Raw genomic sequence first — 16,525 nt, 5'->3', positions numbered from 1 at the left:
TACCTATTACCTTCTCTGAATACTTTAGTGGTGAATCATTATAGCGCCGCTTCGTCTTTTATTCGTGTTGTTGACTGTTACCATAATTCACCCTACGATCAGATCCAATACAAAAACCCTTATCAGCCAGTACCAGTATAAACCATATAGCCCTTTATTGACCACATATGCGCTTTGTTATACCCGTTTTATCACCACAAAATCAATTTGTATGAGGAAACCTCTACTCATCATCATCACCTGTCTCTCGTGTTGTTTTACCCCTGCCCTTGCTCAAAACGACCAACGCAACATCGGCGCAGCCGATAAATGGTTCGCAGATGCCTACCGCCAATATCCCGGTATCCCCAAAGGCCTGCTCGAAGCCACCGCCTACGCAGCCTCCCGTATGATCAATCTCTCCCCACACAACGGAGACGACCATCACAATTGCACCGGCATGCCCGAAAAATATGGCCTCTTCGCCCTCGTAGAAGATGGAAAAGGCTACTTCAGGAACAACCTCCTCGAAGTATGCCGCCTCAGCAACATCACCGCAGCACAGTTCAAACAAGACCCTGCCCTCCAGGTATTAGCCGTCGCCCGCTATCTCCAACAACAGGCCGGCAACGCCCGCCTCGCATCATCCGCCTCCGCAGAACAGTATGCCGCCGTCCTCGAACAACTATCAGAACTGCCAGCAGACCCTTCCAAAGTCGCCCGCTACACCCGGTCGCTGTACTCCTACGATATCTATTACTTCCTGCAGACAGGCTTCGAAACGCCTGCCCTCAAAAGAGCGCCGGCCAACATACAATGGCAACGCATCTACCCGCAGGAAACCTTACAACTGTTACAATCACCGGGCATAAAAGTAGATTACGACAATGATCGTGTCGCCGCCCCGGGCGTACCCGCTACGCCAACAGTGAACAATGGCGTAAGTGGCGCACCGGCTGCCAGAAGCGCAGAATATCCGCCTGCTATCTTCGACCCAGCTAACACTGCCAACTATCAGGTAGGTAGAGGGGGCAGCCGGCCCACCAACGTTACCGTGCACACCACCCAGGGTAGCTACGCCGGCACCATCTCCTGGTTCAAAAATCCCAGCTCCTCCGTATCCGCCCACTACGTCATCCGCTCCTCCGATGGTCAGGTCACGCAAATGGTCAGCGAAAACAATACCGCCTGGCACGTAAGAAGTAATAACAGCTATACCATCGGCATCGAACACGAAGGCTTCGTCGACGATGGCCCTCGCTGGTACACAGATGCCATGTACCGCTCGTCCGCAGCCCTCGTAAAAGATATCTGCGATAGCTGGGGCATAGATAAAAGCGCCTGCTTCCGCGGTCCGGCCACAACGGGAGTTAACTTCCTCCCCATCACCGTACGTATCAAAGGACACCAGCATTACACCGGCAACACCCACACCGACCCGGGCGTCCACTGGAACTGGAACAAATACGCAGACCTTATCAAACCTACCGCTATCATTATCGCCAATGGCGTCTACCGCGTACTCAACCACAACAGCGGCAAATCATTAGATGCCCGCGGCTGCGTCGGTGGCAACAGCGTGCAGATGAACCAGTGGGACTGGTGGGGCGGCGACTGCCAACGCTGGCGCTTCGACCATGTCGGCGATGGCTGGTACCGCATCACAGGTATCATGGGGGGCAAAGTACTGGACGTACCTTCCTGCAGCGGCGCCGATGGCACCGTCATCCAATACTGGGATTGGCTGGACAACGACTGCCAGCGCTGGCGCCTGGAAGATGCCGGCGATGGCCTGCTGCGCATCGTCAACAAAGCGAGTGGCAAAGTACTGGAAGTAGGAGGGGCCTCCACCGCCAATGGTGGCGCCGTCATGCAATATAGCTGGAACGGTGGCAACTGGCAGAAATGGCGCCTCAACCTGGTAAGTACCAACTACATCGCCCCCGGCTCCTATACCCTCACCACCGCCAGCAATGGTAAAGCCCTGCAAGCCCAGGATTGCAGCACCGCCTGGGGCGCCGGCATCAGCCAGTGGGACAACAATGGCTCCGACTGCCAGCAATGGAAAATAGAGGCCACCGCCGATGGCTTCTACCGCCTGGTATCCGCCAAAACAGGCCTGGTACTCGACGTGGCCAGCTGCAACCAGCAACAGGGCGGAAGCCTCATCCAGTGGGAATGGCTGGACAACGACTGCCAGCGTTGGAACTTCGAACACCTAGGCAACAATCGCTATAAGATCATCGCCTACACCAGTGGTAAAGTACTCGACGCCAGCGACACCAGCAATGGCGCTAAAGTCTACCAATGGGAATGGTGGGGTGGCGCCAACCAGCAATGGGTGCTCAATGCTCCTGCCGCAAGGATAGCGACTGTCAAACAGGCGTTGACACAACATCAAATACTCCGCCTCGCCCCCAACCCCGTACCAGCAGGTACTCCCGCACAGCTGTCCTATCTGTTGGATAATACTGAAACAGGCGCCGCCGGTACCTTGCTGGTAGCCGACCAGCAAGGACGCATCCTGCAACGCCAAACCCTCTCCCTCGTACCGGGTACCAACCGCATCTCCATACCTACTACCGGCATACCCCCGGGTATCTACTATGTCAATATCCGCAACCACCATTCCGGCAAAACGGTACAGGCAAGACTGGCAGTCGTACCATGATCCCAAACATAAGGGCGTCTCCCTGGCCCGCTTCATAAATAAAAGAGGCTGCCTCATACAGATGGGACAGCCTCTTTTATTCTTTTATCGTAAAAGAGGATCAGCATGCAGTGGCTCATCCTCCAGGCAATACAAGACAGGACAATTTATAACACCACCAGCCGGAAAAAAAGGGAGCAGCGCCCTGATGGCCCGCCCCCTCACCGTGTATGCTCACATCGGTTTCCGTAAACGCTTGATATAATCGGCAATAGACTGTATCTCCTCCATGCTCATCCGCTTCCGGAATGCTGGCATCGGACCTCCGCCCCGCATGATCTGCTCCAAGATAGCAGCATCACCCAACTGGCTCCGCTGTAAATTCCGCGCCCCCCACATTCCTTTCGTCCCGTCCTCCCCATGACAACGCGTACAGTACCTACGATACAAAGCCGCACCGCCTTCCGGCTCCGCAACAGATGTCGTAGACGCGCCCCGCCCATATATACCCTTTTTCGGTATACAGAAAGCCGGCCGCAGCAGCAACACCAGCAACAACAATGGAATAACACATATCGCCCGGGAAAAAGAAAACCATTTATACATACCCGTAATTTTACAGGCAAATTAGAAACACCCCCGCCGGAAAAATAGAACAAAACCGACAGGCACTGGAATTGCCAAAAAGAACTGTATATTTAGCATACCAACGATAGTATTATCAACCAAATAGAAAGTCGGGCATGAGTGAACAAGGGATAAGCCGCCGTATGCCGGGCGGATTCCTAGTTATTTTATTACTGCTTTGCTGCCACATCGCCTCCCGGGCACAGGTCAATAACCTGCATTTCAAACACCTGGGTATCGCAGATGGCCTCTCGCAAAGCTCCGTGTACTGCCTCTACCAGGATACCAAAGGCTTCATCTGGATAGGTACCACCGATGGCCTCAGTCGCTACGATGGCTACTCATTCCGCCATTTTAAATATGACCAGCAGGATTCCTGCAGCATCGGCAGCAACGAGCTACTGTCTATCAACGAAGATGATAATGGCAACCTGCTCATCGGTACCTCCGTCGGCATGGATTGGTATGATTGCAAAACAGAAAAATGCTACCGCGTCCGCCTCCGCAATGGCGGCGCTAACGACTTCGGTTACGCCAAGACCATCCGCAAAGACAGCCGCGGTAACTACTGGGTAGGTACCTTCAAAGGGCTGATGAAATACGATCCCGTCACACATACCCTGCATCCTGTCGACCTGGGCCCCGAAGCCAACCGCCGCAGCGTCTATGCCATCGCAGAAGATAAAGAACATATCCTCTGGATCGGAGCCGGCTCCCGTATCGTTCGATATAATCCCGCTACACGCCGCGTACAGCCCGCCCCCGAAGCATTTACCCAACAACCCACATTCGGCAAAAGCGCCGTTCATGTCATCAAACACGACAGCAGCGGACATGTCTGGGTAGGCACCGAAAGAAATGGCCTCTTCCTCTGGAACCGACTAACACAACAATGCTTGAACTTCGATGCCAACAGCCAACCCAATCCCATGAGCAGCGACATGGTACGCGCCATCCACTTCCATAACAACGATGCCTGGATCGGTACCCGCAACGGCCTCTATGTCATTAACAAAGATCATAGGATCACCCGCTACTACGGCGTCGACAAACATGACCCGGCATCCCTCTCCGGCAACTCCGTACTGTGCTTCCTGCAAGACAATGCCGGCAGCACCTGGATAGGCACTTTCGCAGGTGGCATCAGTATCGAACATCCGGGAAATAACAACTTCAGCTACATCGGAGAACGTATCGGCAACCAACCTGGCCTCAACTTCAAAGTCATCAGCCGCATACTCGAAGACGAACAACGTAACCTCTGGATCGCCACAGAAGGGGGGGGCGTCAACTATTACAACAGGTCCAACCAGACCTTCAGATACATCCATGTCAACCCGGCCTCCCAACACCTCATCAACCAGGAAACCATCAAAGCCATCCAGCTCGATACACAACAAAACCTCTGGATCGGTACCCTGGAAGGCCTGTTCCGATACAACCGTACCAACAATACCATCACACCGGTACCCCTCAAAGAAAAACCGAATAACATGTCGGATGAACTGGTGTACGGGCTGATACAAGATACTTCCGGACTCTGGATCGGCACCAAAGGAGGCCTCTTCCACCGCAACCTGCAAGGCCGGATCACCCGCTACCGCCATAACAACAACGATAGCTCCAGCATCATCTCCAACGATATCAACGCCCTCTACCAGGATCACCGCGGTGGCATCTGGATCGGTACCGAATTGGGACTGTCCTACCTGCCCAAAGGCCAGCAACGTTTTGTCAACTACCTCAACGAATACGCCCGCGTATTTAATAAAAATGCCATCCTCTGCATCTTCGAAGACAACAACTACAACATCTGGATCGGCACCCGCGGCGGTGGCCTCAAACTCTTCGACCCCCAACGGAAAAATAGCTACACCCTCGACACCCGCATGGGCCTGTCAGGAAATATCATACATGGCATCGTACAGGATCAACAAGGCAACCTCTGGATCAGCTTCAACCAAAGCATAGGTCGCATATCCCTGCGTCGCCCCCATCCTCCCTTTAAACCGGAAGATGTCACCGTCACCAACTACTCCGTCAACAATGGACTGGGTAGCAACGAATTCCTGGCAGCCGCCTGCCGCACCCGCGATGGAGAGATCATGTTCGGTGGCGTCAATGGCATCGTCGCCTTCCACCCCGACAGATTGGTCAACAACACCGTCCGCCCACCGGTAGCTCTCACCGGCCTCCTCATCAAAAATAATCCGGTAGATATCGGCGCCCCGGGATCCCCACTAAAACAATCCATCAGCTACGTCGATGAAATCACACTCTCCCACGACCAGGCTTTCTTCACCCTCCAGTTCGCAGCACTCAACTATATCAACTCCCGTACTAACCAGTACGCCTATCGCCTCGAAGGCCTTAAAGGAGATACCCAATGGCATTACGTCGGCAACCAGCAATCCGCTACCTACACCAACCTCGATGCCGGAGAATATATATTCAAAGTAAAAGCAGCCAATAATGATGGCTACTGGAATGAAACATATACCAGCCTCCGTGTCAAAGTCCTCCCCCCATTCTGGAAGACCTGGTACGCCTATCTCTGCTATGCCACCATCATCATCGGCTTACTATACCTGTTCTATTCCTACTCCATGAAGACCAGCCGCCTCCGGCACGAACTGCAACTGCAACAGCTTAGCCAGGAAAAAGACCGCGAACTCACACAGCGCAAACTGAGCTTCTTCACCAACATCTCCCATGAGATCAAAACACCACTTACGCTCATACTCGCACCGATAGAAAAACTGATCTCCCTCCAGCAGGAGCAGGGCAACAATAAAGCACTCAATCAGCTCATGCTCATGCAGCGCAATGGAGAACGCCTCCTGCGCCTCACAGATCAACTCCTCGACTTCCGTAAGTTCGAAGCGGGTAATATGAACCTCCGCGTCAGCGAAGGCGATCTCATACACTTCCTCAAAGAAATACTGCTCTCATTCGATGCCTTCGTTAGGCATCGTAATATCCGCCTGTCACTCGATACCTCCCACAACTCCCTGACCGCCTGGTTCGATCAGGATAAATTCGAAAAGATCCTGTACAACCTCCTCTCCAACGCCCTCAAATTCACCCACCCGGGTGGAAAAGTCATCGTATCAGTCACCGAGCAACAGACCGCCACCAACCGGAGCATCCTCCTCAGCGTCACCGACAATGGCGTCGGTATCGCACCGCAAAACCTGGAAAAGATATTTTTCCCCTTCCATCACTATAACGATACCGGCCTACCCATCGCAGGAACCGGCATCGGACTGGCATTCACAAAAGGATTGGTCACCTTGCATCGGGGTAATATCACCGTAGAGAGTACCCTCGCCACCTCCAACCGCCCCGGACATACCTGCTTTACCATCACCTTCCCGGCAGATAAAGAGCACTATACACCGGAAGAGCGTTTGCCGTACCACCAACCCGAACGGATCAACGATAGGCCGCTGCACGATACACCCTTATCCACCACCGCCGACAGAAAGGGCCTGGATACAGCAGGAGAGGAGCAGGAGATGGACGAACAGCGCCCCGTCATGCTCATCGTAGAAGACAATCCCGAAATGCGCACCTTCATCAGCAACCATTTCGAAGACCAGTATGCCGTCCACACCGCCACAGATGGCAAACAGGGATGGAACATCGCCACCGCCTTACTACCCGATATCATCATCAGCGATATCATGATGCCGGAAATGAATGGTACAGAACTATGCCGCCTGCTGAAAAAAGATACCCGTACCAGCCACATCCCGGTAATACTGCTGACAGCCCGCACACCGCTCATATTCCGAATGGAAGGTTTCGAAACTGGCGCAGACGACTACATCACCAAACCTTTCAGCCTCGCTTTGCTACAGGTCAGGGTACAAAACCTGCTCAACTCCAGAAATATCCTCCGCGAACGCTATAGCAAAGACATCACCCTCCAGCCGCGCAATATCGCCATCACCGGCGCCGATGAGATCTTCCTCGAACAGGTCATGCAGTTCATCGAAAACAATATCCTCGAACCATCCCTCAACGTCGAGCAAATGGCCAGAGAAGTCAACATGAGCCGCATCACCCTATACCGCAAGATCAAAGCACTCACCAACCAGTCCACCATAGAATTTATCCGCAGCGTCAGGTTGAAAAGAGCCGCCCAGCTACTCCAGCGCAATGAATTCACCGTCAACGAAGTCGCCTATATGGTCGGCTTCTCCGATGTCGACTACTTCCGTAAATGGTTCAAAAAAGAATTCAGTAGCACGCCCAAAGAATATGCTGCCACCCACAAACAATAGGAAAGAAGGAAAATCAACAATTATTCACTAATTTTTCAGGACTAATCATCCTTATGAAGACAAACATCACCGCAACATGGCTGCTGGCAATCATCTTATTGGGAACAACAGGTTTCCTCAAAGCCCAGACCCGCAGCCTCATGAACTTCAAAGACCTCAAAGGCTGGCATATAGACGTGCCAGCTATGGACAAAGACACCACCGTTAAAAGCCCGTTCATTTTACGCAACGGCGTCTTCGTCAGCCTCGCCTCCCCCCAGGGACACATCATCACAGATGAAAGCTATCAGAACTACCGCCTGAAAGTAGAATACAGGTTCCCCGGCAAACCAGGCAACTGCGGCGTATTGGTACATGCCTCTACCCCGCGTATATTGTATGATATGTTCCCTAAATCCCTGGAAGTGCAGATGATGCATAAAAATGCCGGCGATTTCTGGTGCATCAGCGAAGACATCACCGTCCCCGACATGGAAAAACGCCGCGGTCCTAAAAGCGAATGGGGCGTCGTCGATGGTAAAAAACGTAGGATACAAAACCTCGTCGACGATGCAGAAAAACCATTAGGTGAATGGAATACCATGGTGGTCGAATGCCTGAATGATACCATCAAAGTTTGGGTAAATGGTAAACTAGCCAACTATGGTACCAACTGCACCGCACAAAAAGGACAGATCGCCCTGCAGGCAGAAGGTGCCGAAGTGGAATTCCGTAAAGTGGAATTAACTCCCATCACCTCCCTGACTAAATAAAGACATACTAATAGTACCACACCGGCCTCCGTCAACTGACGGAGGCCATTTTTATGCAGACGGCCCGTTTGTATACCTTAGGTCCACCTTTCCCGTAGTTAGGGTATATCATTCGTATACCTTAGGTCCACCTTTCCTGTAGTTAGGGTATATCATTCGTATACCTTAGGTCCACCCTTCCGCTGACAAATCGACAATGCAGTCGCCCCTTTTTGCCCCAGCAACCCTTCCTCGCTGAAACAACCAGGATTACTTCGTGCTGTCTTTACAACGTTAGTGTGATAATTCACACTGATAGCGGGTACGACCGGTTTTGATACTCCACAAATGATACATTTCACCCGTATTTAAGCAGCAATTGACGGGTAATATCTTCCCCACACCCCCCTAAATTTGACCCAGATACAACAACCACGTAATGAGAAAAAGAGATGCATAAAAGATGGACAAATTGTCACCGGTAACTTTTATCATAGACCAAAATCAAAGTGTGAGCCACTAGCAGTATCCAATCATTCAATCACAATTAATCTGGTGCAGTAACAAGTAAACACTGCACCCCGGACAACAATTGCCGCTGAAAAGCGGTGGGGGACATATTATCCATATACTTCACATGATCTGCCCGAAAACGGCAGCAAAAAGGAAAAGCGATATGATCAGAAAATACGCTGCACAACTATTCCTTGGACTATTAGGTCCAGCTATGACTTTACCAACGTACGCATCGCCTCCCCGGCAGGACACCATCCCCGTACAACGCATACAAAACCGCGACTCCGTTCCGGTACTGTTCGGGATACAATCCGCCGCCACCTTACTACAGGCACAGGGAAGCATAGGATATGGAGATATCCGCGGTATACCCGTCACACAACTGGAAAACAGCCTCTATGGCAAACTGGCAGGGCTATACCTATTCCAGTTCAATCACGCACCAGGATTCGATGCCGCCGCTATGTCCGTCAGAGGACAAGCACCGCTCGTCGTAATAGATGGCGTACCAAGGTCCGCTCTCTCCATCGATCCCGAACAGATAGCTTCCGTTACCGTACTGAAAGATGCACTCGCCACCGCCATGTACGGCATGAGAGGCAGCGGAGGGGTGGTCATGGTCAATACCAAACATGGCTACAGTGGCAAAAAACGGATATCTTTCACCGCCCAGTCCGCCATCCAGCAACAACTTAAAACACCGCGTTTCCTTAAAGCATACGACTATGCACGCCTGTACAACGAGGCCCTGCAGAATGATGGTAAACAACCCATCTACTCCGCAACAGACCTCGCCGCCTGGCAAAATGGCTCCGACCCCTTCGGACATCCCGACGTCGACTGGTACAACACCGCCATCAAAGACCAGGCTGCCATGCAACGGTATAATCTTAACATCGCCGGCGGTAACCGCATCTCCCGCTACTTCGTCGATCTCGATTATCTCAACCAACAGGGATACTTCGTCACCGACCCGAATAATAAATACCCAACCAATAACTTCTACAAACGATACATCTTCCGTAGTAACCTCGACGTAGACCTCACCCGCACCACACTCATGACCTTGAGCCTGTTCGGTCGCATCCGCAACGGCAACGAACCGGGTGCCACCACCGCCGGCGTATACTCCAGCATCCTCGGCACTCCCAACAATGCCTATCCGGTATTCAACAATAATGGCAGCCTGGGAGGCAACAACGACTACAGCAATAATATATATGGACAAATAGTCCGCTCCGGATACCGCCCTTCCTACAACCGCAACCTGATGGTAGATCTCAGCCTCCGGCAAAAACTGGATACCTGGCTGCCAGGACTATATGTGAAAGGAACCGCCTCCTTCAACAGCTACTATGAAGAAGCAATAGATCGTAAAAAATCCTTCGCCGTCTACAACGTCAAAACCAACCCGGTCACCGGCGAAACAAATACCAGCATCATCGGCTCAGATGGCGCCCAGTCAAACGGCAGCAGCATCACCGCCCAAAACAGACAGGCCTACACTGAACTGTCCCTGGGCTATGACAGCACTTTCGGACAACACCACCTCGGAGCCACCTTGCTATGGTACCGCGATAGCTATACCAATGGCAACGTACTCCCCCTCATCAATAGCGCCCTCTCCGCCAGGATAAAATACGACTACGCACAGCGATACCTGCTCGAACTGGCCATGTCCTATAGCGCCAACAACATGTATCGCAAAGACAAACGCAAAGGGTATTTCCCCGCTATCGGCCTGGGCTGGAACATCGCTAAAGAAAACTGGTGGATCGGCAGCCCCCTCGCCGGTATCAGCACCCTGAAGCTCAGAGCCTCCTATGGCCGCACCGGCAATACCGCCAACGCAGGATACTATAATTATTTGCAGTTTTATGCAACCGATGGCAATTACCCGCTGGGCAACCCGCCCACTAGTATCACCGCCATCCGCGAAGCTGCCTTGGCCAACCCGTACATCACCTGGGAAAAAGCCGGTAAACTGAACATCGGACTCGATATCGCCTTCGCTAAAGAACGATTCCATATCACCGTCGACCACTTCCGCGACCAGTATAAAGACCTCCTCATGCAGCGAGGTATCAATGCCAGCAGTATCATCGGCAACGACCTCCCCAGGGAGAACATCGGTGCCACCTCCTATCGCGGTTGGGAAGCCTCCGCCGCCTGGCGTACCCGGACCGGCGACTTGTCGTATTTCATACAGGCCAATGGTAGCGTCCTCAAAAGCAGGACAGACGATATACAAGAGGTCATCCGCCCGGGCCAGGCACAAAAACGTACTGGTATGCCCGTAGGACAGCTCTTCGGCCTCGTAGCCGATGGCTTCTACGCATCCGCAGAAGATATACAGACACATGCCCGCCCAGATGCATACTCCCCCGTACCGGGAGATATCAAATATGTAGACCAGAATGGAGATGGCATCATCGACCTCCGCGACGAAACCGCCATCGGTAGCACCAAACCGCTTATATACTATGGCGCCACCATAGGCCTCACCTGGAAAGGAATAGACCTCAGCATGGTATGGCAGGGCGTTAAAAATCGAGATATCGTACTCAATGGCAGCAACACCTGGGAATTCCAAAACGGTGGCAGAGGCCAGGCCATGGAACATCACCTCGATCGATGGACACCTGCTACCGCCGCCACCGCCTCCTATCCACGACTCGCCGTAGGCGCCAATCCTAACAACCAACGCCTGTCCTCCTTCTGGGTAAAAGATGGCAGCTACCTGCGCCTCAAAAATCTCGAATTAGGATACACCCTCCCGGCACATTGGATCAAATTCGCCCGCTTACAAACAGTCCGCGCATTCGCCAACGGATACAACCTCCTCACCTTCACCGGCCTGGATAGAGTCGATCCCGAATCCTACCAAGGAGGATATCCCAACCAACGGGTATTCAACATAGGCGTCAACGTGCAACTCTAAACTATTAATTCCGTACAGTATGAAAAGATATTGGATAATGCTGCTCTTCACCACCCTCGCACTGGCTCAGGACAGCTGCCGGCGTACCCTCGAAACAGAGCCGCAAGACCGCCTCACCGACGATCTCGTTTTCGATCAGATAGATAAGAATGCAGATAACGCCAGGGCATTCCTCATGAGCGTCTATCAGCAACTGCCAGATGGATACAACCGCATCGATAATGCATTCCTCGACTGCGCCACCGACGATGCCGTCGCCTCCCGCGATGGTAACCTCACCGACGACTTCCGCAAAGGCCGCATCAGCCCTCAGAATGTCATCGACAACGCCTGGGAACGCAACTACAACGGCATCCGCCGCGCTAACATCTTCCTCTCTAGGATCGATAAAGTGCCCACCACCACAGAAAATAAACAGTACTGGAAAGCAGAAGCCCGCTTCCTCCGCGCTTTCTTTTACTTCGAACTACTCAAACGCTGGGGCGGCGTACCACTAATGGCCGATACCGTACTCACCATCAACGATCGCCTTAACTACAGCCGCAACACCATCACAGAAACAGTACAGCACATACTGGCAGAACTCAATACCGTCCAGGACCTCCTCCTGCCGCCAACCCTCGCCGATGCCGACTACGGCCGCGCTACCAAAGGAGCCGCCATGGCCTTGAAAGCTCGCCTGCTGCTATACTGGGCCAGCCCCCTCTATAATACCAACAACGATCCCGCTCGCTGGGCCAACGCCGCCACCGCAGCCGCAGACATCGTACGCCTCAATAACTATAACCTGGCAACCGACTTCATCGGCTTGTTCATCAGTACTAAAAACACAGAGTTTATCTTCAATCGCCAGCGTACTCCCGACCAGTCCGTTGAACAGAACAATGGCCCCGTCGGATACCTCAACGCCGCCGCAGGTAAAGGATATACCAGCCCCTCTCAGGAACTCGTAGATGCCTTCCCCATGATCAATGGACTACCGATCACAGATACACGATCAGAATACGATGCCGCACGCCCTTACGATAAAAGAGATCCCCGCCTCGCCGCCACCGTCTTTTACAATGGCAGCAAATGGCTCAACCGACTCGTCGAAACATTCGATGGCGGCCTCGATAAACCTGGTGGCATCATCACCCAAACCAAAACAGGATACTACCTGCGCAAGTTCATGGGCAAGTTCGAATCCGCCTCCGCCTACAGCAACCAGCAACACCATGTCATCCTCCTCCGGTACGCAGAAGTGCTGCTCAACCTCGCAGAAGCCAGGAACGAAGAACAAGGCCCGGTAAAAGAAGCCGTAGATGCCCTCATCGCCTTACGTAAAAGAGCCGGCATCCTCCCCGGCACAGATAATCGATATGGCATTCCAGCCGCCGTCTCACAAGCACAACTGCGCACCATCATACAAAATGAAAGACGCATAGAACTGGCCTTCGAAGAACATCGCCACTGGGACCTCCGCCGCTGGAAACTGGCGGGCACAGTATTAAACAAACCTGTCACCGGCATGCGCATCACCCCACAACAGGGTGGTACGTTCACCTATACACGCTTCGAAGTAACACCGGCATCATTCGCCGAACGCCTCTACTGGTACCCGATCCCCTACAGCGAGATCGAAACCAACCCTAACATGAGGCAGAATAACGGCTGGAACTTCTAAACCGCCGGATTGAAAATGAATAAACTATCAGCCAGCATGAAACGTATCGTATCTATCATATGCCTGCTCTCCTGGTGCCTCACCGCACTGGCACAGGAACGCAGGATCAAAGGGACCGTCTCCGACGCCAACGGCCCCGTACCTTTCGCCACCGTCAAAGCGTCCAACGATCCTAAAAATGTCGCCATCTGCGATGATAAAGGAGCATTCACCATCACCTTGAAAAATAATGGACTGGAACTCACCGTCAGCTCCGTAGGCTATAGCCCGAAATCCATTAACGTAGCAGTCAAAACGACCGTCAACATCGTCCTCAGCGACGCCGTAACAGGCCTGGGTGAGATCGTCACCGTCGGCTTCGCCAAACAAAAGAAAATGACCAGCACCGGCGCCGTCAGCATGATAGGAGGGAAGGAACTTCGCCAAAGCCCGGCAGCCAGCATCCAAAACTCACTGGTAGGCCGACTCCCCGGCCTCTTCCAGCAACAAACAAGCGGCCAGCCGGGTAAAGATGGAGCCAACTTCTTTATCAGGGGTAACAGCTCCTACAACACCGGCTCCCCAAACCCTAACAACCCGCTCATCATCGTCGACGATATCGAATATAGCTACGACATGGTCAGCCAGATCGATCCCAACGAAGTCGAAAGTGTGGCCATCCTCAAAGATGCCTCCACCACCGCTATATATGGTATAAAAGGCGCCAATGGCGTACTCGTGATCACCACCCGTAGAGGTAAACAAGGCCCGCCTAAGATCACATTCCGCTCCGAAACAGGCCTCCAGCAACCTACCGTATATCGCAAACCACTACCTGCATACCAGGCCATCCCTCTGCTGGTAGAACAGTATAAAAACTCCAACCAGGACCCGGAACTGTTCCTCCCCGGCATGACCAGCCCGGAAGCCATCGAACATTTCAGGAAAGGAGACGATCCATTCAAATATCCAAACGTCAACTGGTACGATGAGGTCATGAAAAAAAATACCCTCCAGCAAAGAAATAACCTCGATATCAGCGGCGGCTCAGAAGCCGTTCGCTACTTCGTATCCCTAGGTTACATCTTTCAGAATGGTATCCTCAAAGACCTGCCAAAAGAAGAAGACTTTAATAATAACTACTACCTCAAACGGTATAACTTCCGCTCCAACCTCGACGTGGATGTCACACGCGACCTCAGCCTCCGCCTCGACCTGTCCGCTCGTTTCTCCGAAACCAACGAACCTAACCTGCCAGATGTAGTACCAGGTGGCGCATGGCCCTTCTGGCGCCGCATCACCAGCGGACTTCTCTCACCTTGGATATACCCGGTATACAATCCCGATGGCTCCTTCGGTGGCAGAAAAAGCGCTACCCTCAATCCCGTAGGCATACTCAAATACGCAGGCTATAAAAGACAGTACGACAACGACCTTAACCTGAACCTCACCGCCACACATAAACTGGACTTCATTGCTAAAGGTTTGTCCGCAAAAGGTACCATCGCCTACACCAACGATTTCCAATACCGCCGCAGCGTCACCCGTGGCCGGTTCCCGGTATATGAATACATCGCAGCAGCAGATAGGTACGAGTCCGTATTCCCCGACTTATACCGCATGCCAGTACTGGGTGCCGATGCCGACTTCCAGAATGGTACCGGCAAGCCTATACGTAAACTCAATATGCAGGCCATCCTCGACTACCGCAACACCTTCGGCGACCATACCGTATACGCACTGGGCCTCTTCAACCAGATCAGCAATATCAATGGCGCCAACGTACCAGACAACTTCAGAGGATACTCCGCCCGCGTCGGATACGACTTCCGCTCTAAATATCTCATAGAGTTCAATATGGGCTACAACGGTACCGACCGCTTTAAAGCCAGCAAACGCTATGGCTTCTTCCCAGCAATATCCGGTGGCTGGAACGTAAGCGAAGAACCGTTCTTTAAACGCAACATCCGGTTCATCGACTACCTCAAACTCAGAGCCTCCTACGGAGAAGTAGGTAGCGATAACATCGGTGGCGCCTTTAAATATGTATATGAAGAGGTCTACAACAGACCCGACCAGAACTACAACTTCGGAGAAACGCCCAACACCTTCCCCGTCATCACACCAGGGGCACTGGCCAACGAAGATGTCCGCTGGGAACGCGAACGCAAACTCGACCTGGGCATGGAAATGCACTTGTTCAAAGGCAAACTGGAACTGGTAGTAGACTATTTCGACAACTATCGCTACGATATCCTCACCCAAAGAGGTAGCGTACCTAACTTCACAGGGATCAGTCTACCGCCGGTGAATGTCGGCCGCGTAAGTAACAAAGGCCTCGAAATAGAAGCCACACACCGCAATAAAATAAACCAGTCACTCAGCTACTTCGTCAAAGGCAACCTCTCCGTCGCAAAAAATAAAGTGCGCTATAGAGACGAACCACTCAACGCCGCCAACCCGATGCTGGCACAAACAGGCCGTCCCATCGGACAGATATATGGATACACCTTCGATGGCTTCTACTATGATGATGACGACATCGCTAAAAGCCCGCCCGTAATAGGCAAGACCGTAAAGCCGGGCGATATCCGCTTCAAGGATATGAATGGCGATGGCAAGATAGATCAGGGCGATATCGGCCCCATCGGCTATCCTAACCTGCCACAGGTAACATATGGTATCAGCGCCGGTTTCAGCTACAAAGGCCTCGATGCCTCCGTACTCCTGCAGGGCGCTACCCGCGGTAGCCTCGATGCCTCCACATTATTGCAGATAGGCAACTCCAACGGTATCCCCTCCGCTATCCACCTCAAACGCTGGACACCCGAGACAAGAGACATAGCCGAATACCCGCGCCTCGGTGGCGTCAACTTCGACATGTCCACCTTCTGGCTCAGATCCGCCGACTACCTCCGTATCAAAAACGTAGAAATAGGTTACCAGCTGCCCAAACGTATCGTCAACGCACTTCGCCTCGAAAATGTACGCCTCTACGCCAATGGCCTCAACCTCATGACATGGTTCAACCTTAAGATATACGACGTAGACCCGGAATCCGCCCGCGGAAGCCAGGGCTCAGAAGCCTACAGCAACTACCCGCAGCAGAAAGTATACAACTTCGGTATTCAGGTATCCTTTAAATAG

At 52.6% G+C, this 16,525-nt stretch carries 7 protein-coding genes; 6 read left to right on the top strand and 1 reads right to left on the bottom strand.

The features are described from left to right. The first annotated feature begins 211 nt into the window (after positions 1-211). On the top strand, positions 212-2,650 hold the full coding sequence (locus KTO58_RS13615; protein ID WP_157752972.1) for an RICIN domain-containing protein: 2,439 nt from the start codon (positions 212-214) through the stop codon (positions 2,648-2,650). 213 nt (positions 2,651-2,863) lie between these two features. Here KTO58_RS13615 and KTO58_RS13610 read toward each other — a convergent pair whose 3' ends face one another. Further along, a complete protein-coding gene (locus KTO58_RS13610) occupies positions 2,864-3,235 on the bottom strand; it encodes a c-type cytochrome (protein WP_095838847.1) in 372 nt (123 codons plus the stop codon). A 137-nt stretch (positions 3,236-3,372) separates the two neighbouring features. Here KTO58_RS13610 and KTO58_RS13605 point away from each other — a divergent pair, with 137 nt between their 5' ends. The 5 genes from KTO58_RS13605 to KTO58_RS13585 all read left to right on the top strand — a co-directional run bounded on the left by KTO58_RS13605 (position 3,373) and on the right by KTO58_RS13585 (position 16,525). Then, positions 3,373-7,545: a hybrid sensor histidine kinase/response regulator transcription factor gene (locus KTO58_RS13605; protein WP_225859737.1), complete on the top strand. Its 4,173-nt coding sequence runs from the start codon at positions 3,373-3,375 to the stop codon at positions 7,543-7,545. Between the two features lie 53 nt (positions 7,546-7,598). After that, positions 7,599-8,297: a 3-keto-disaccharide hydrolase gene (locus KTO58_RS13600; protein ID WP_095838850.1), complete on the top strand. Its 699-nt coding sequence runs from the start codon at positions 7,599-7,601 to the stop codon at positions 8,295-8,297. 655 nt (positions 8,298-8,952) lie between these two features. Next, on the top strand, positions 8,953-11,733 hold the full coding sequence (locus KTO58_RS13595) for a SusC/RagA family TonB-linked outer membrane protein (RefSeq protein ID WP_157752973.1): 2,781 nt from the start codon (positions 8,953-8,955) through the stop codon (positions 11,731-11,733). 19 nt (positions 11,734-11,752) lie between these two features. Then, positions 11,753-13,399, top strand: coding sequence for a RagB/SusD family nutrient uptake outer membrane protein (locus KTO58_RS13590; RefSeq protein WP_198315260.1), 1,647 nt, complete (start codon positions 11,753-11,755; stop codon positions 13,397-13,399). Positions 13,400-13,414: 15 nt separating this feature from the next. Beyond that, positions 13,415-16,525: a SusC/RagA family TonB-linked outer membrane protein gene (locus KTO58_RS13585; RefSeq protein ID WP_225859736.1), complete on the top strand. Its 3,111-nt coding sequence runs from the start codon at positions 13,415-13,417 to the stop codon at positions 16,523-16,525.

Origin of the sequence: Chitinophaga pendula (assembly GCF_020386615.1) — a bacterium.
GTDB lineage: Bacteria > Bacteroidota > Bacteroidia > Chitinophagales > Chitinophagaceae > Chitinophaga > Chitinophaga pendula.
The sequence above is the reverse complement of the archived record's forward strand: the minus strand, read 5'-3'. Positions and strand labels throughout refer to the sequence as shown.

Excerpts from the sequence above, each read along its gene's own strand:
- KTO58_RS13615 (WP_157752972.1), top strand. The coding sequence starts at position 212 with ATGAGGAAACCTCTACTCATCATCATCACCTGTCTCTCGTGTTGTTTT.
- KTO58_RS13610 (WP_095838847.1), bottom strand. The coding sequence starts at position 3,235 with ATGTATAAATGGTTTTCTTTTTCCCGGGCGATATGTGTTATTCCATTG.
- KTO58_RS13605 (WP_225859737.1), top strand. The coding sequence starts at position 3,373 with ATGAGTGAACAAGGGATAAGCCGCCGTATGCCGGGCGGATTCCTAGTT.
- KTO58_RS13600 (WP_095838850.1), top strand. The coding sequence starts at position 7,599 with ATGAAGACAAACATCACCGCAACATGGCTGCTGGCAATCATCTTATTG.
- KTO58_RS13595 (WP_157752973.1), top strand. The coding sequence starts at position 8,953 with ATGATCAGAAAATACGCTGCACAACTATTCCTTGGACTATTAGGTCCA.
- KTO58_RS13590 (WP_198315260.1), top strand. The coding sequence starts at position 11,753 with ATGAAAAGATATTGGATAATGCTGCTCTTCACCACCCTCGCACTGGCT.
- KTO58_RS13585 (WP_225859736.1), top strand. The coding sequence starts at position 13,415 with ATGAATAAACTATCAGCCAGCATGAAACGTATCGTATCTATCATATGC.